Genomic DNA, 15360 nt, shown 5'->3' on the forward strand with positions numbered 1-15360 from the left:
CCGCGTCGCGTGTGATCAGCCGTGCGTCAGTTGGGCTCAAGGCCCTTGTTACGCAGCCAGGTGAGCGGGTCGATGGTGCCGCCGGAAGCCGGTCGTACCTCGAAGTGCAGGTGCGGCCCGGTGGAGTTGCCGGAGTTGCCGGAGTAGGCGATGACCGTGCCGGCCTGGACGTAGCCGGACTGGTAGGTGGTGCTGCTCAGATGCGCGTACCAGGTCTCGGTGCCGTCGGCCGCGGTGAGGATCAGCAGGTTGCCGTAGCTGATGTGCCACTGGGTGCGGATGGTGCCGTCGGTGGCGGCCTTCACCGGGGTGCCGTAGCTGACCGGGAAGTCGATGCCGGTGTGCAGCGACAGCCAGTTGATGCCGGCCTGGCCGTAGTACGAGCTGAGGCCGCGCTGGTCGACCGGGAGCGCGAACTTGGGGCGCTCCGCCTCGATCCGCGCGGCCTCGGCCTCGGCGTCCAGCCGTTCCTGCTCCAGCCGCTCCTCCAGGTCGATACGGCCCTGGGTGCGGTTGGCGCGGTCGGCGTAGTCGTCGACGGCGGCCGACAGGCTCTCCAGCTGGGTGTCGAACTCCTTGTTCGCCTCGACCGTCTTGGCCTCGCCGGGGTCGGGGGCGGCCACCGGGGGCTCGTCCTCGACGCTGTCGGAGGTGGAGACGGTGGCGGCGGTGGCCACGGCGGTCATGCCCAGGACGGCGAGGGAGGGTGCGGCGACCGAGAGGAAGGCGGAGCGCTTCGGCTTGACGCAGCGGCGCCGGCCGCGGCCCGCCGGGCGTTCGGGGGCGCACTCGTCCTGGGGGTCGTCCTGCGGGCCCTCCGAGGGCTGCCAGGGCTCCGGCGTCCAGGCGTCGGCCGTGGACGGGTCGCCGCCGGCGTCCTCGGCGGTCTCCCGCTCGTAGGGTGCTTCGGTGTCCGGGCCGGCCGCTGTCGCGGCGTCCGGATCGCCGTGCGCCTCCGCGCCCATCCCCGGGGCCGTGCCCGCTTCCTGTTCGGACTCCGGCTGATACTCCTGTTCGTACAGGGGAGTTCCGTGCACGGGGGTGTCGTACGGGTCCGCGACCGGGGAGCCGTAGGTCTCGTACGCGTCGTAACCGGCGTACGTCTGCTGCCCGTCCGCGGTGGCGGTGGCCTCGTGCTCCGGCGCCAGGGTGGCGGTGCCGGTCGCGGGGGTCTGCTGCTGCTCCCAGCCGTAGGCGCTGTCCCAGCCGCCCTGGTACGCCTCGTATCCGTCGTACCCGTGGGTCGGTGTGTGCGTCTGCGGCTGCCCGTGGGCCTGCGCGTAGGTCTGCTCCGGTGCGTGGCCCGGTGCCTGGTACCCGTCGTACGTCGCGTAACCGTCGTACGAGAGCGTCCCGTAGGAGGGGTTTCCGATCTCGTCAGTGTGGCCAGTCGGAGAGAAGACTCCCGACGGGTGACGATCGCTCACTGACTACGCCTTTCGGCTCGACTACAGGAGCTGGGGTGGGGACCCGGCGGCTGCGTACGGCAGCGCGACTGTACCTGTCGTTTCCGGGCCGCGACAATCTTTCCCGGGGTTTCGCGGGTTCAAGAATCGGGCAATCAGTCGTCATTCGGGACCGGCACCATCGGTGCCACACGATGTGTTCGATATCTGTTCGAACAAAAGGTCCCGCCGGTGCCCCGTGCCCTCTCTTTTCCTCCTCCCCTGTGATCTGTCTCGCGGCGCGTGCGTAAGCCTGGCCCGTTGCGGGATGCTGAGGTTAATGTCCGTTCACTCCGGCATCGGTGCCGGAGCTCCTCGGGAGGCTTCTGATGGGTGTTTCCGGACCGATCCGCGTCGTGATCGCCAAGCCAGGGCTCGACGGTCACGACCGCGGCGCGAAGGTCATCGCGCGCGCCCTGCGGGATGCGGGGATGGAGGTCATCTACACCGGCCTGCACCAGACCCCCGAGCAGATCGTGGACACCGCCATCCAGGAGGACGCCGACGCGATCGGCCTTTCCGTCCTCTCCGGCGCGCACAACACACTCTTCGCCCGGGTGATCGAACTTCTGAAGGAGAGGGATGCCGCCGATATCAAGGTCTTCGGGGGAGGGATCATCCCGGAGGCGGACATTCCGCCGCTGAAAGCCGCCGGGGTCTCGGCGATCTTCACCCCGGGGGCGCCCACCGGCGATGTCGTGACCTGGGTCCGCGACCACATCAGGGTTGCCTGAGGGGGCCGGGGCGACCCGTGCCGTACGGTTTTGTGACCCTTGTCACCACCCAGGTGTGACCTGGATTTCAGATAGGCAAATTGCCCCCCGGTACGCTGCTCTGCGGACCTGCCGCGTGCTCGCATGCGCTGCGGCCACCCGGCACGCCCACGCTGAATCGACGAACCGCGAGACCACTGATTGAGGGACGGACGCGCGTGGACCTGTTCGAGTATCAGGCGAGGGACATCTTCGCCAAGCATGACGTACCGGTGCTGGCCGGTGAAGTCATCGACACGCCGGAGGCGGCGCGCGCGGTGACCGAGCGACTGGGCGGCCGTGCGGTCGTCAAGGCGCAGGTCAAGGTCGGTGGCCGCGGCAAGGCCGGCGGCGTGAAGCTGGCTTCCGACCCGCAGGACGCGGTCGACAAGGCCGGTGCCATCCTGGGCATGGACATCAAGGGCCACACCGTTCACAAGGTGATGCTGGCCCAGACCGCGGACATCGCGGAGGAGTACTACGTCTCCTTCCTGCTGGACCGCACCAACCGCACCTTCCTCGCCATGGCGTCCGTCGAGGGCGGTGTCGAGATCGAAGAGGTCGCGGCCACCAACCCCGAGGCCCTGGCCAAGATCGCGGTCGACCCGATCGACGGCGTGACCGAGGCCAAGGCGCGCGAGATCGTCGAGGCGGCGAAGTTCCCGGCCGACATCGCCGACCAGGTCGTCTTCACCCTCCAGAAGCTGTGGGACGTCTTCATCAAGGAAGACGCCCTGCTGGTCGAGGTCAACCCGCTGGTGAAGACCGGCGACGGCAAGATCATCGCCCTGGACGGCAAGGTCTCCCTGGACGCGAACGCCGAGTTCCGTCAGCCCGGCCACGCCGAGCTGGAGGACAAGGCCGCGGCCAACCCGCTGGAGGCGGCTGCCAAGGCCAAGGGCCTGAACTACGTCAAGCTGGACGACGGCAACGTCGGCATCATCGGCAACGGCGCCGGGCTCGTCATGAGCACCCTGGACGTCGTGGCGTACGCGGGCGAGGCCCACGGTGGCGCCAAGCCGGCCAACTTCCTCGACATCGGTGGCGGTGCCTCGGCCGAGGTGATGGCCAACGGTCTGGAGATCATCCTGGGCGACCCCGACGTCAAGTCGGTCTTCGTGAACGTCTTCGGCGGCATCACCGCGTGTGACGCGGTCGCCAACGGCATCGTCCAGGCGCTCGACCTGCTCGCCGGCAAGGGCGAAGAGGTCACCAAGCCGCTGGTCGTCCGTCTGGACGGCAACAACGCCGAGCTGGGCCGGCAGATCCTGACCGACGCCAACCACCCGCTGGTGGAGCAGGTCGACACCATGGACGGCGCGGCCGACCGTGCCGCCGAGCTGGCCGCCAAGTAACGACGGACGAGGACACCGAACACACCATGGCTATCTTTCTCACCAAGGAAAGCAAGGTCATCGTCCAGGGGATGACCGGCTCCGAGGGCCAGAAGCACACCCGGCGGATGCTCGCCGCCGGCACCAACATCGTCGGCGGCGTCAACCCGCGCAAGGCGGGCACCACCGTTGACTTCGACGGCACCGAGATCCCGGTCTTCGGCGGCGTCAAGGACGCCATCGAGGCGACCGGCGCCGACGTGACCGTCATCTTCGTGCCGGAGAAGTTCACCAAGGACGCGGTCATCGAGGCGATCGACGCCGAGATCCCGCTGGCCGTCGTGATCACCGAGGGCATCGCGGTGCACGACACCGCCGCGTTCTGGGCGTACGCCGGCAAGAAGGGCAACAAGACCCGCATCATCGGTCCCAACTGCCCCGGCCTGATCACCCCCGGCCAGTCCAACGCGGGCATCATCCCGGCCGACATCACCAAGCCCGGCCGGATCGGTCTGGTGTCGAAGTCCGGCACCCTGACCTACCAGATGATGTACGAGCTGCGCGACATCGGCTTCAGCTCGGCGGTCGGCATCGGCGGTGACCCGATCATCGGCACCACCCACATCGACGCCCTCGCGGCGTTCGAGGCCGACCCCGACACCGACCTGATCGTGATGATCGGCGAGATCGGCGGCGACGCCGAGGAGCGGGCCGCGGACTTCATCAAGGCCAACGTCACCAAGCCGGTCGTCGGCTACGTGGCGGGCTTCACCGCGCCCGAGGGCAAGACCATGGGCCACGCCGGCGCCATCGTCTCCGGCTCCTCCGGCACGGCGCAGGCCAAGAAGGAGGCCCTGGAGGCCGCGGGCGTGAAGGTCGGCAAGACCCCGTCCGAGACGGCGCTGCTGGCCCGCGAGCTGCTGGCCGCGAGCTGACCGTTCCGTAGTACCGCACGAGGGTGCCCTCCGCCGCACGGCGGAGGGCACCCTCGTGCGTTTTCCCGGTGCCCGTCCCGGCGCACCGGTGTGCGCTCACGGCGTGCGCAGCGCGCCCAGTGGCTCGGGGTCCGCCTCCAGCGCGGTGGCCGCCGCCTTCCAGCCCGTGTCACCGGGACGCAGGGCGCTGTGCAGGAAGGCGGTGCTCAGCCGCTGGACCAGCGCCACCCGGGCGGGGCTCTCGTCCGTCGTCTCGGCGGCCTCGTACCCGCTGATGCCGCCGAGCGAGTGCTCCGCGCCGAACAGGGTGAGCAGGGACGTGGTCCCGGGGCTGTGGGTGTGGGCGTCGGTGAACCAGTCGGGGCCCCGGGTGGAGAGCGCGGACTGGTCCCGGTCCCCGGCGACGACGAGCGCCGGTGTCGTCATGGTGGCGAAGGACGGCCGCATGAAGGGGAGGTGCTCCCGCGCGAAAGGGCTCAGGTCATCGCCCAGGCCGGTCACGGCGAACAGCACACCCGCGCCGACCCGGGGATCGGACAGGTCGTCGCCCGGCGCGCCGTCGGCGTCCAGGACGCGCGCGCCCAGCAGCATGCTCGCGCTCTGGGCGCCCCAGGAGTGGCCGGCCACGGCGATCCGCTCGTGGTCGACGCGCCCGGCGAGGCCCGGTACGGCGGCCTCCAGCACGTCGAGACGGTCCAGCACACGGAACAGGTCCTCGACGCGGTAGCGCCAGATCCTGGGTGTGCGGGGATCGTCGGCGGGCAGGGCGAGCGTGCGGGAGTCCAGGTGGGTGGGCTGGAGGACGACGAATCCGTGGGCCGCCCAGTGGTCGGCGAGCGGGCCGTAGCCGTGCAGCGAGGACCCGTGGCCGTGCGAGAGGACGATGACGGGCAGTTCGCCGCCGGTGGCGGGGGCCGACACCCGTACCCGCAGATCCGTTCCCCGGCCGGGGGCGGGGAGGACGACGGGCTGCGCGGATATCACCGCGGCGGGCGCGTGGGTGTGGGGCGTGGTGGTCGTGGTGGTCGGGTCGGTCATGGGCGTGCCTTCCGCTGTTTCCCGCCGTGCGCTCCCGGCCTGATCAGGGCAGGGGAGGGCCCGGCGGTCTGTCATCATGGGAAAACGGAACCGTGCTCCGCTCCCGACGATACGGAACGCTGTTCCGCTTTGCAATCTCGTGGAAGGACCTCGTGGTGAACGACAGCGGCCAGGGCGCGGACGGCACGCCCGGAGCACGGCGCAAGGACGCCCGGCGCAACCGCCAGACCCTGCTGGAGGCGGCCGCCACGGTCTTCGTCACCTCCGGCGTGGAGGCACCGGTGCGCGACATCGCCGCCGCGGCCGGGGTCGGCATGGGCACCATCTACCGGCACTTCCCCACCCGGGCCGACCTGGTCATCGCCGTCTACCACCACCAGATCGACGCCTGCGCCGAGGCGGGGCCCGCCCTGCTGGCGGAAGGGCCGACCCCGCACGCCGCCCTGGGGCGGTGGGTCGACCTCTTCGTGGACTTCCTGGTCACCAAGCACGGCCTCGCGGCGGCGCTCCAGGCCGACAACGCCCGCTTCCAGACGCTGCACGCCCACTTCCTGGACCGCCTCGTACCGGTGTGCGCGCACCTCCTGGACGCCGCCGCCGACTCCGGCGAGATCCGCCCCGGCATCGAAGCGCTCCAGCTCATGCACGGCATCGGAAACCTCTGCATCGGCGCCGACCGCGACCCCGACTACGACGCGCGCCTGCTGGTCGGCCTCCTCGTCGCGGGACTGCGCCGACCGGACCCCGCGCCGTAGCCCGGACGCCGCACCGGGGCGGGGCGGCCACCCGGGCGACGCCCTGCCACCGCCGGCGGCGGGGATGTGGGACAGTCACCCCGTCCGCTCGCCGCCGCCGCCGAGTGCCCGCGCCGGACCTCCCCGGCGCGCTTCCCCCTCCGCCCCGCAAGGAGGCCCGCGCCATGACCGCCCCGCACGCCTTCCCCTGGAACCCACCCCGATCCGGGTGCCCGACCAGGCCCTCGACGACCTGCGCGCCCGCCTCGCCCTGACCCGTCCGCCGCTGGACGAGGCGAACGAGGACTGGTCCTACGGCGTCCCGGCCGGATACCTCCGGGATCTGGTCGCGTACTGGCGGGACGGTTACGACTGGCGTGCGGCCGAGGCCGCCATCAACGCGTACGAGCACTACCAGGTGGACGTCGCCGGTGTCCCGGTGCACTTCCTGCGCCGCGCGGGCCGCGGCCCCCGCCCGGTCCCGCTGATCCTCACCCACGGCTGGCCGTGGACGTTCTGGCACTGGTCGAAGGTGATCGACCCGCTCGCCGACCCCGCCGCCCACGGCGGTGACCCGGCCGACGCCTTCGACGTCATCGTGCCCTCCCTGCCCGGCTTCGGCTTCCCCGGCCCGCTCACCGGCTTCCCGGACGTCAACTTCTGGAAGGTCGCGGACCTCTGGCACACCCTGATGACCGACACCCTGGGATACGCGCGGTACGCCGCCGGGGGCTGCGACATCGGCGGGCTCGTCTCCAGCCAGCTCGGACACAAGTACGCCGACGCCCTGTACGGCATCCACATCGGCTCCGGACTGCCGCTCGACTTCTTCAACGGCCCCCGCGCCTGGGACTTCGCCCGCAACCGGCCCCTCACCGACGACCAGCCCGCCGAGGTCCGCGCCCGGATCATCGACCAGGACCGCCGCTTCGCGTCCCACCTCACCGTGCACATGCTGGACGGCGCGACCCTGGCCCACGGGCTGAGCGACTCGCCCGCCGGACTGCTCGCCTGGCTGCTGGAACGCTGGAACGCGTGGAGCGACAACGGGGGCGACCTCGCATCCGTCTTCACCCGGGACGACCTGCTCACCCACGCGACCATCTACTGGGTGAACAACTCCGCCGCCACCTCCCTGCGGTACTACGCGAACGCCAACCGCTACCCGTGGGCCCCCGCCCACGACCGGACGCCGGTCGTGCGGGCCCCGGCCGGGCTCACCCTCGTCACGTACGAGAACCCGCCCGGCATCCACACCGCCGACGAGCGCGTCCGGGCCTTCACGGCCGGCCCGCAGGCCGACTGGTTCCACCCCGTCAACGTCACCGCGCACGAGCACGGCGGCCACTTCATCCCCTGGGAGAACCCCGACGCCTGGGTGGACGACCTGCGCCGCACCTTCCGGGGCCGCAGGCCCTGAACGAGGCCGCCCGGAGCGCCGGCTCAGCGCACAGCCGGGAGCAGGGACGCCGTGATCGCGGTCAGGGTCGCCGCTGTCAGCAGGAGGAAGGCGCGGGTGCGGCGGGCCGTGGCGCGTTCGCCGTCGCGGCGGACCGCGTCGGGGCGGCGGGTGCGTACCGGTACCGCCGCCGCCAGCGCGGCCAGGGGCGGGAACCCGGCGGGCAGCGCCGCCCGCCCCGTCGCCAGCCGCGCCCCGGTCACCGCGACGGTGGCCTCCGTCTCCGCCGCCGCCGCGCTCAGCCCGACGCCCGCGCAGTCGTGCAGCACCACCGTGCCCCGCCGGTGCGGGGGCAGTTCGAGCAGCACCGGCAGCACGGGCCGGGGCCGGCCCCACGGCCGCAGCCGGTGCCACGGCGAGAGCGCGTATCCGTACACCGCGGCCCGCACCCGCCCCACCGGGTCGGCGTCCGCCGCCACCGCGGGCCACTCCTCCCAGCAGCGCTGGAAGCCGCGTTCCACCGCCCGGGCCGCGAACCGCGTGTCACCGCCGCACAGCAGATACGCCTGCCGGGCCAGCGAGACCGCGTGCCGTTCGTACAGGGCTGCGAACGCCGCCTCCGGTGAGCCCGACGGGTTCAGCCCTCGAACGAGCGTGCGTCTTCGGCCCGGTGCGCTGGTCAGAGTCTCCACTGGCTGCCGTTCCTTCCCTGTCCCGACCGTGGCGATACCTCAGCCTGCCGGGCGTTATTGGCAGCATGGCCGCGTGCGCCTCCTTATCCAGCGATTTGCCCCGGACGGCCGAGTCTCCCGCACCCGATGGTTCGGAGAGGGCCTGGTGGCGGCGGGACTCGGGTTCGGCGTGCTGGCCGTGATCGGCCTCGTGCTGTGGACCACGTCCCCCTTCCCCGACAGCGGCGCGGGCGGCGCGCTGCGCGTCGTCGCCGGACTGTGGCTGCTGGCGCACGGCACCGAACTCGTGCGCGCCGAGACGCTCAGCGGCGTACCCGCGCCCATCGGGCTGACCCCGCTGCTGCTGACCGCGCTCCCGTGCTGGCTGCTGCACCGGGCGGTGCGGGTGGCGCTGATCGGCGAGCGCAGTCCGGCGGTGGGGCCGCGCGCCGCCGCCTGGGTCAGCGCCGGCTATCTGCTGCCCGCGGCGCCGGCCGTGCTGTACACGCTCGGCGGGCCGATCAGCGCGCGCCCGCTGAGCGCGCTGGCGGTGATGCCGCTGCTGACGGTGGTGGTGACCGGGGCGTCGGCGGTGGCGGTGCTGGGCTGGCCGGCACCGTGGCCCGACCCCTACCGGCTGGCGGCGGCCGGCCGGGCGGCGCTGGCGGGTACGGCGGCGGTGTGCGGTGCGGGCGCGCTGCTGGCGGCCGGCGCGCTGGTGCTGCACGCGGACACGGCGCAGCGGACGTTCGGTCAGCTCTCCGGGCCCTGGTCGGGGCGGTTCGCGGTGCTGCTGCTCGGCCTGGCGCTGGCCCCGAACGCCGCGGTGTGGGCGGCGGCGTACGGGCTCGGCCCCGGGTTCACGCTGGGCGCGGGGAGCGTGATCGCCCCGCTGGGCCTGGCCGGGACGGGCACGGAGGGCGCCGAACCGCGGCTGCCGGCCTTCCCGCTGCTGGCGATGGCCCCGGGCGGGGTGGGTGACGGCTGGGCGGTGTGGGCGACGGCGGCCGTCGTGCCGGTGGTCGGGGTGGGGGTACTGGCGTGGTTCACGGCCAGGGGCGCCGTACGGTCCGGCTCGGGGTCTGCGGCCACGGCGCTCACCGCGCTGCTGGCGGCGCTGGGGTGCGGGCTGACGCTGGGCGGTCTCGCGGCGCTGGCGGGTGGCCCGCTGGGCACCCTGGCACTGGCCGAGTTCGGCCCCGATCCGGTGCTGACCGGAGCGGCGGCGGCCGGGTGGGGTGCGCTGGCGGGGGTGCCGCTGGCGCTGTTGCTGCGGGTGTGGCAGCTGCGGACGGTGAGCCCGTGGGAGGCGGTCGCGGGGAGGCTGCGGCGGCGCGCGGAGCCGCCGGCGGAGGAGGGGGCGCGGAGCGCGGGAGCGGGGGACGGTGCCCCACAGGAGTCGGCCCACGAGGGGCGGCGGCCGGAGGGGCGCGGGCGCAGGTGGTGGCGCCGGCGCGCGGGCGAGGAGCACCCGCTGCACACGACGATCAGCCGCCTCCGCCTCCGCCGGCGCCTGCGGTCGGGGCCGGAGCCGGTGGACACACCGCCGCCCGTCGGCGTGCCCCGTACCCCGGACATGCCCTTCGACCAGGAGACGGATCTCTCCCCCCTGCGGGACACGGCCAGGGAGCCCTGAGCGGCGCGTGTCAGGATGCCGTCATGGATACGAGTTCGCACACGCGTGCCGTGGTGGAAGAGTTGCTGAAGCGCATCGGCGCCGGCGACCCCGAGCGGATCGCTGAACTGTACGCACCGGAGACCGACTGGAAGCTTGACTGGCCGGAGGCAGAACACGGCCGCGCGCAGACCCCGTGGATCCGGCACCGCCGCACCCGCGCCGACATAGCCGCCCACTACCGGGAGGTGGCCGAGCACCACGTCCCCCAGGAGGCGGGCACGGTCATCGACCGCATCCTGGTCGACGGTACGGACGCGGTCGTCACCGGAGAGATCCGGCAGACCGCCCGCTCCACCGGCCGCGCCTACCGGGCGGCGTTCGCCCTGTATCTGACGGTCGAGAACACCCAGGTCACCCGCCACCACCTCTACGAGGACAGCCTGGCCGTGGCCCAGGCGTTCGCCCCCGGCGACTGACCCGCGGCACGGCGCGGCACCGGCCCGGATGTTCCGGCCGGTGCCGCGCCGTTTCCCGTCAGTCCCGCTCGCCCAGGATCGGGCGCAGCTGCTTGGGCAGCAGGTCCTCGCACGCCTCGCGGGTGGGGGTGGTCAGCGCGTCCTGGACGCAGTCGAAGTAGTCCTTGTACACGAGCTGCACGGTGTAGGTGGTGAAGACGATCACCAGCGCCATCCCGGCCAGCACCAGCCCGCCGATCGCCATCGCGACCGGGGAACGCGGGGCGGCGGCCCCGGCGCGCGGCGCGGTCGTGGGGCGGGGCGGGACCGGGGCCTCGCCCTCCACCTCGGCGACGGTCGCGCGGTGGTGGTCGGGGGCGGGCTGCTCCTCCGGCTCGCCCTTCTCGCCGCTCTCCCCGGGCTTCCTCTCGTCCTTGGGGCCGCCGCGCAGCGCGCTAATGCCCCAGTACAGGGCCAGCGCGCCCAGCAGCAGGCCCAGCCACTCCCAGCCGAACACACCGGCGAAGATGCCCCACAGGCCGGCCAGCACCGCGTACCGCGCGTGCCGCTGCGCCGGGTCGGTCGGGTCCCAGCGCGGCCCGAAGGGGCCGCCGCTGCCCGGGCCGCCGTCGCGGCCGTTGCCGCCGGGCTGCCGGGGTTCGCCGAAGGCGCCGTTGCCGCGGCCCGGCTGGCGCCGGCTCCACTGGCTGCCCCAGCGCGAACGCTGGTTGTCGTCGCCGTTCTCGGAGTCCTTGTGGTCCTCGCCGTTCCCGCTGCCGTTCCCGTTGCCGCGCCCGCTGTCGCCGTTGTCGTTCCGGCGGGACCGCCACGGCCGGTCGGGCTGGTTCTCGGGAGGCGCTGCGAAGGGGTTGTGCTCCTCGCCGGGCAGGTCCTGTCGCCCCGAGGCTCGCCGTCGATCGGTCATGTTGGTCGGCTGTCCCCTTCGTCCACGGTTCCGCTGGCAATGACCGTACCCGGCAGTGGCCGAACCCGTCGCACGGGGGAGGCCCGGTATGCCGGTATGGTGACCGGTGGCCGACGGCCTGTCGTGCTTCGCCCACCGCTGAAGGAAGATTCCCGCCGTGGCCCCAGCTCCGCAGCCCAAGGATCCCGCACGCCTTGTCGTCCTGGTTTCCGGCTCCGGTACCAATCTTCAGGCCCTGCTGGACGCCCAGTCGGCGCTCGGGCCCCGCTGGTACGGAGCGCAGGTGGTGGCGGTCGGCGCCGACCGCGAGGGCATCGAGGGGCTGCGGCGTGCCGAGCGCTCGGGGGTGCCGGCGTTCGTACGCCGGGTGCGCGACTACCCGACCCGCGCCGACTGGGACCGTGCCCTCACCGACGAGGTCGCCGCGTACGAGCCCGATCTCGTCGTCTCGGCCGGTTTCATGAAGATCGTGGGGCCCGCCTTCCTCGCCCGGTTCGGCGGGCGATTCATCAATACCCATCCCGCGCTGCTGCCGAGTTTCCCCGGCGCCCACGGCGTACGGGACGCGCTCGCCCACGGCGTCAAGGTGACCGGCTGCACGGTGCACTTCGTCGACGCCGGGGTCGACACCGGCCCGATCATCGCCCAGGGCGCCGTGGACATCCGCGAGGAGGACGACGAGTCCTCGCTCCACGAGCGGATCAAGGAAGTCGAACGCTCCCTGCTCGTCGACGCCGTGGGCCGTCTCGCCCGCGAGGGATACCGCATCGAGGGACGAAAGGTTTCCATCCCGTGACCTCCGAAGAAGGTACGAAGCGCCCGGTCCGCCGGGCCCTGGTCAGCGTGTACGACAAGACCGGTCTGGAGGAGCTGGCCCGCGGTCTGCACGCCGCCGGGGTGGCGATCGTCTCCACCGGCTCCACCGCCAAGACGATCGCCGCCGCCGGGGTGCCGGTGACCCCGGTCGAGGAGGTCACCAACTTCCCCGAGATGCTCGACGGCCGGGTCAAGACCCTGCACCCGCGCGTGCACGCCGGCATCCTCGCCGACCTGCGCCGCGCCGAGCACCGGCAGCAGCTGTCGGAGCTTCAGATCGACTCGTTCGATCTGGTCATCGTGAACCTCTACCCGTTCCAGGAGACCGTCGCCTCCGGCGCCTCCTTCGACGAGTGCGTCGAACTCATCGACATCGGCGGCCCCTCCATGGTGCGCGGCGCCGCCAAGAACCACCCCTCGGTGGCCGTGATCGTCAACCCGGAGCGGTACGCGGACGCGCTGTCCGCCGTCGCCGAGGGCGGCTTCACGCTGCCGCAGCGGCGCGCCCTGGCGGCGGAGGCGTTCGCGCACACCGCCGAGTACGACGCGGCGGTGGCCGGCTGGTTCGCCGTGCAGGGCGCGTCGGCGTACGAGGGTGCCGAGGCCGGGGACTTCCCCTCCGCCGCCCGGCTGACCTTCACCCGGCAGGGCGTGCTGCGGTACGGCGAGAACCCGCACCAGCGGGCCGCGCTGTACGCGGACGGCTCCGGCACCGGCCTGCCGGCCGCCGAGCAGCTGCACGGCAAGGAGATGAGCTACAACAACTACATCGACGCCGAGGCCGCCCGCCGCGCCGCCTACGACCACCAGGCGCCGGCCGTGGCGATCATCAAGCACAGCAACCCGTGCGGGATCGCGGTCGGTGCCGATGTCGCCGAGGCGCACCGCAAGGCGCACGCCTGCGACCCGCTGTCGGCGTACGGCGGCGTGATCGCCGTCAACCGCCCCGTGTCGGTGGCGCTGGCCGAGCAGGTCGCGGAGATCTTCACCGAGGTCATCGTGGCCCCGGCGTACGAGGACGGTGCCGTCGACGTCCTGGCCCGCAAGAAGAACATCCGGGTGCTGCGCGCCCCGGGCGCCCCGGCCGCGACCGGCGAGTACCGGCCGCTGGAGGGCGGCACGCTGCTCCAGGTCGCCGACCGGCTCCAGGCGGACGGGGACGACCCGGCGCACTGGACGCTGGTGGCGGGCGACGCGCTGGGCGAGGCGGAGCTGGCCGAGCTGGCGTTCGCGTGGCGGGCGTCGCGCGCGGTGAAGTCGAACGCGATCCTGCTGGCCAAGGACGGTGCCACGGTGGGCGTGGGCATGGGCCAGGTCAACCGGGTGGACTCGGCGCGGCTGGCGGTGCAGCGGGCGGGCGAGGACCGGGCGGCCGGGGCGTACGCGGCCTCGGACGCGTTCTTCCCGTTCGCCGACGGTCTGGAGGTGCTCACGGCGGCGGGCATCCGCGCCGTGGTGCAGCCGGGCGGCTCGAAGCGGGACGGGGAGGTCATGGAGGCGGCCAAGGCGGCCGGGGTGTCCATGTACTTCACCGGGACCCGGCACTTCTTCCACTGATGCCGCCGACGGGCGCCCCGTGGCGTCCGGTCGGTGTCGGATGACGGATGTCGGATGACGGCGAACGGCCGCACCCCCGGGCTACGGGGGTGCGGCCGTTCGCCTTTGCCGGGTCAGGCCGTCACGGCTGGGGGCGGTGCAGCAGCTCGACGAGGATGTCGTGCAGGACGCCGGCGTCGCGCGCGTCGTACAGCTGGTAGGGCGCGCCCTCCAGCGTGTACCACTCGTCGGCGCCCGCGTAGCGGACGCGCAGGGTGAGGACACCGTCCTCGTCGGCTCTGGTGTGCAGTTCCAATTCGCCGGTGATGGCACCGACTTCCTTGGTCATGACGCCACCGCGCGGCGGCTTGAAGGTCGTGAACCGCTCGCTGTGCTCGCTCTGTGCGTTCTGTGCCTCACTCATACCGGACATCTGACCATGGTCAGCAGGTGTTGAGCATGCTTGTCAGGGCGGTCTTCTCGGCCGAATCCACGCTCAGGTTCCAGCGGTACTTGGCGCGTATCCACATCCGCGCGTAGGTGCACTGGTACGAGGAGACCGGCTTCCAGTCCGCCGGGTCCTGGTCGCCCTTGGAGCGGTTGGAGCTGGCGCTGGAGGCGATCAGCTGCGGGCTGGACAGGTCGTTGGCGAAGGAGCGCCGGGTGTCGGTGGTCCAGGAGTTGGCGCCGGAGCGCCATGCCTCGGCGAGCGGCACGATGTGGTCGATGTCCACGCCGGAGGCGCTGGTGACGGTGACGCCGTCGTACGGGCTGTACCAGCTGCCCGAGGTGGGCTGACAGTTGCTGTCGACCACCACGTTGGAGCCGTCCCGCTTGAGGACGGTCTGCCGGGTGGTGCACCCGCCCGAGGATGTCCAGTGCGGGAAGAGGTCGCGCGAGTAGCCGGTCATCGAGCCCTCGGCCGCGACGCGCAGGGCGTTCAGCTCGGTGCGGGCGGTGGCGGCGGAGGGGATGTTGGGCGGTGCGGCGGTGGCCGGCTGGCCCAGGAGGACGAACAGCAGCGCGGTGCTCAGAGCGGTGGTGAGCACGGCGACGCCGCGTCGTGCGCGCGTCAGCATCAGGATGCCTCCCATAGGGGGGTGTGGGGGTTCCTGACAGATTGTTGAGTGCGTAGATGACGTGCTCATGACGATTTCTACGCGAGTTGATAACGCACCGCCCAACAGCGATGTGTGACAGGCCCGTTGACTCCACCCGGAGCCGGCCGGCCCCGGAACCGGTCAGCCCTGGGGCTTGGCGAACCAGTCGCGGCTGTCCCGCATGACCAGCAGGGCCACCAGGACGACCGAGGCCGCCAGCACCAGCAGGCCCAGCGTCCCGGTGCCGAAGCCCAGCAGCACCCCGGCCCCGCCCCACGCCATGGCGCCGATCCGCACCCGCGCCCCGCCCCGGGCGAAACGGGTGGCCAGCGCGATGCCGACCGCCCCGAACGCCAGGAAGATCACCCCGAGGGTGATCACCGGCCCGGCCGTCACGTCCAGCTCGCGCAGGGTCTCCTCGTCGCCGAATCCGGCCCGCAACGAGATCAGGGCCATCAGCAGGTTCAGCCCGGCCACCGTGTACGCGAGGGCGCGGGCGGAACGGATACGGCCGGGAAGCCGCGGGGGCGGCGGAGTGCTCATGCGGTCAACGGCCCTCTCGGATCTTCTTTTTGTACACAATGCTGCCCGTTATTTGATCG

16 protein-coding genes are annotated in these 15360 nt (G+C 72.5%); 9 read left to right on the plus strand and 7 right to left on the minus strand.

Annotated features, from left to right (window positions below):
* Nucleotides 1–26: 26 nt before the first annotated feature.
* Nucleotides 27–1427 (minus strand): peptidoglycan DD-metalloendopeptidase family protein, encoded by a 1401-nt coding sequence (locus SXIM_RS16760; RefSeq protein WP_046724578.1) that lies wholly within the window; start codon nt 1425–1427, stop codon nt 27–29.
* A 347-nt stretch (nt 1428–1774) separates the two neighbouring features.
* On the opposite strand from SXIM_RS16760, the gene icmB reads away from it, so the two are divergent.
* The 3 genes from icmB (at nt 1775) to sucD (ending at nt 4466) form a co-directional block, all read left to right on the plus strand.
* Nucleotides 1775–2179 carry a coenzyme B12-dependent isobutyryl CoA mutase small subunit gene (icmB, locus tag SXIM_RS16765; RefSeq protein ID WP_030728992.1) on the plus strand — a complete coding sequence of 135 codons (405 nt, stop codon included), beginning with the start codon at nt 1775–1777 and terminating at the stop codon, nt 2177–2179.
* 197 nt (nt 2180–2376) lie between these two features.
* Nucleotides 2377–3552, plus strand: a complete 1176-nt coding sequence (gene sucC / locus SXIM_RS16770; RefSeq protein WP_030728990.1) for an ADP-forming succinate--CoA ligase subunit beta — start codon at nt 2377–2379, stop codon at nt 3550–3552.
* 26 nt (nt 3553–3578) lie between these two features.
* On the plus strand, nt 3579–4466 hold the full coding sequence (sucD, locus tag SXIM_RS16775; RefSeq protein WP_030728988.1) for a succinate--CoA ligase subunit alpha: 888 nt from the start codon (nt 3579–3581) through the stop codon (nt 4464–4466).
* A 96-nt stretch (nt 4467–4562) separates the two neighbouring features.
* Here the strand turns inward: sucD and SXIM_RS16780 are convergent, their stop codons facing one another.
* Nucleotides 4563–5504 carry an alpha/beta hydrolase family protein gene (locus SXIM_RS16780; protein ID WP_030728985.1) on the minus strand — a complete coding sequence of 314 codons (942 nt, stop codon included), beginning with the start codon at nt 5502–5504 and terminating at the stop codon, nt 4563–4565.
* Nucleotides 5505–5659: 155 nt separating this feature from the next.
* On the opposite strand from SXIM_RS16780, the gene SXIM_RS16785 reads away from it, so the two are divergent.
* Nucleotides 5660–6259: a TetR/AcrR family transcriptional regulator gene (locus SXIM_RS16785; protein WP_030728982.1), complete on the plus strand. Its 600-nt coding sequence runs from the start codon at nt 5660–5662 to the stop codon at nt 6257–6259.
* A 208-nt stretch (nt 6260–6467) separates the two neighbouring features.
* The gene (locus SXIM_RS16790) at nt 6468–7658 is read left to right on the plus strand and encodes an epoxide hydrolase family protein (protein WP_246156895.1); all 1191 of its coding nucleotides are present in this window, start codon (nt 6468–6470) and stop codon (nt 7656–7658) included.
* 23 nt (nt 7659–7681) lie between these two features.
* Here the strand turns inward: SXIM_RS16790 and SXIM_RS16795 are convergent, their stop codons facing one another.
* Entirely contained in the window at nt 7682–8329 is a 648-nt protein-coding gene (locus SXIM_RS16795; RefSeq protein WP_052385100.1) for a SigE family RNA polymerase sigma factor, read from the minus strand.
* Nucleotides 8330–8402: 73 nt separating this feature from the next.
* Here SXIM_RS16795 and SXIM_RS16800 point away from each other — a divergent pair, with 73 nt between their 5' ends.
* Together SXIM_RS16800 and SXIM_RS16805 are read left to right on the plus strand one after the other, a co-directional pair.
* On the plus strand, nt 8403–9944 hold the full coding sequence (locus SXIM_RS16800) for a cell division protein PerM (RefSeq protein WP_148236125.1): 1542 nt from the start codon (nt 8403–8405) through the stop codon (nt 9942–9944).
* 23 nt (nt 9945–9967) lie between these two features.
* Nucleotides 9968–10402, plus strand: coding sequence for a nuclear transport factor 2 family protein (locus tag SXIM_RS16805; protein WP_030728970.1), 435 nt, complete (start codon nt 9968–9970; stop codon nt 10400–10402).
* A 58-nt stretch (nt 10403–10460) separates the two neighbouring features.
* On the opposite strand, the gene SXIM_RS16810 is transcribed toward SXIM_RS16805, so the two are convergent.
* Entirely contained in the window at nt 10461–11306 is an 846-nt protein-coding gene (locus SXIM_RS16810; RefSeq protein WP_053116227.1) for a hypothetical protein, read from the minus strand.
* Nucleotides 11307–11454: 148 nt separating this feature from the next.
* Between SXIM_RS16810 and purN the strand changes: the two genes are divergently transcribed.
* Both purN and purH read left to right on the plus strand, forming a co-directional pair.
* On the plus strand, nt 11455–12102 hold the full coding sequence (gene purN, locus SXIM_RS16815) for a phosphoribosylglycinamide formyltransferase (RefSeq protein WP_174864364.1): 648 nt from the start codon (nt 11455–11457) through the stop codon (nt 12100–12102).
* Nucleotides 12099–13679, plus strand: a complete 1581-nt coding sequence (gene purH / locus SXIM_RS16820) for a bifunctional phosphoribosylaminoimidazolecarboxamide formyltransferase/IMP cyclohydrolase (protein ID WP_030728958.1) — start codon at nt 12099–12101, stop codon at nt 13677–13679. Before purN ends, purH begins: the two co-directional genes overlap by 4 nt.
* A gap of 121 nt (nt 13680–13800) precedes the next feature.
* Here the strand turns inward: purH and SXIM_RS16825 are convergent, their stop codons facing one another.
* The 3 genes from SXIM_RS16825 to SXIM_RS16835 form a co-directional block, all read right to left on the minus strand.
* Nucleotides 13801–14082, minus strand: a complete 282-nt coding sequence (locus SXIM_RS16825) for a hypothetical protein (RefSeq protein ID WP_030728955.1) — start codon at nt 14080–14082, stop codon at nt 13801–13803.
* A 19-nt stretch (nt 14083–14101) separates the two neighbouring features.
* Entirely contained in the window at nt 14102–14737 is a 636-nt protein-coding gene (locus tag SXIM_RS16830; RefSeq protein WP_030728951.1) for an HNH endonuclease family protein, read from the minus strand.
* A 162-nt stretch (nt 14738–14899) separates the two neighbouring features.
* On the minus strand, nt 14900–15301 hold the full coding sequence (locus SXIM_RS16835) for a hypothetical protein (protein WP_046724580.1): 402 nt from the start codon (nt 15299–15301) through the stop codon (nt 14900–14902).
* Nucleotides 15302–15360 lie beyond the last annotated feature (59 nt).

Origin of the sequence: Streptomyces xiamenensis (assembly GCF_000993785.3) — a bacterium.
Lineage (GTDB): Bacteria > Actinomycetota > Actinomycetes > Streptomycetales > Streptomycetaceae > Streptomyces > Streptomyces xiamenensis.

Coding starts and splice junctions, on each gene's coding strand:
- icmB (WP_030728992.1), top strand. CDS start 1,775: ATGGGTGTTTCCGGACCGATCCGCGTCGTGATCGCCAAGCCAGGGCTC.
- sucD (WP_030728988.1), top strand. CDS start 3,579: ATGGCTATCTTTCTCACCAAGGAAAGCAAGGTCATCGTCCAGGGGATG.
- SXIM_RS16780 (WP_030728985.1), bottom strand. CDS start 5,504: ATGACCGACCCGACCACCACGACCACCACGCCCCACACCCACGCGCCC.
- SXIM_RS16805 (WP_030728970.1), top strand. CDS start 9,968: ATGGATACGAGTTCGCACACGCGTGCCGTGGTGGAAGAGTTGCTGAAG.
- SXIM_RS16810 (WP_053116227.1), bottom strand. CDS start 11,306: ATGACCGATCGACGGCGAGCCTCGGGGCGACAGGACCTGCCCGGCGAG.
- SXIM_RS16825 (WP_030728955.1), bottom strand. CDS start 14,082: ATGAGTGAGGCACAGAACGCACAGAGCGAGCACAGCGAGCGGTTCACG.
- SXIM_RS16830 (WP_030728951.1), bottom strand. CDS start 14,737: ATGCTGACGCGCGCACGACGCGGCGTCGCCGTGCTCACCACCGCTCTG.
- SXIM_RS16835 (WP_046724580.1), bottom strand. CDS start 15,301: ATGAGCACTCCGCCGCCCCCGCGGCTTCCCGGCCGTATCCGTTCCGCC.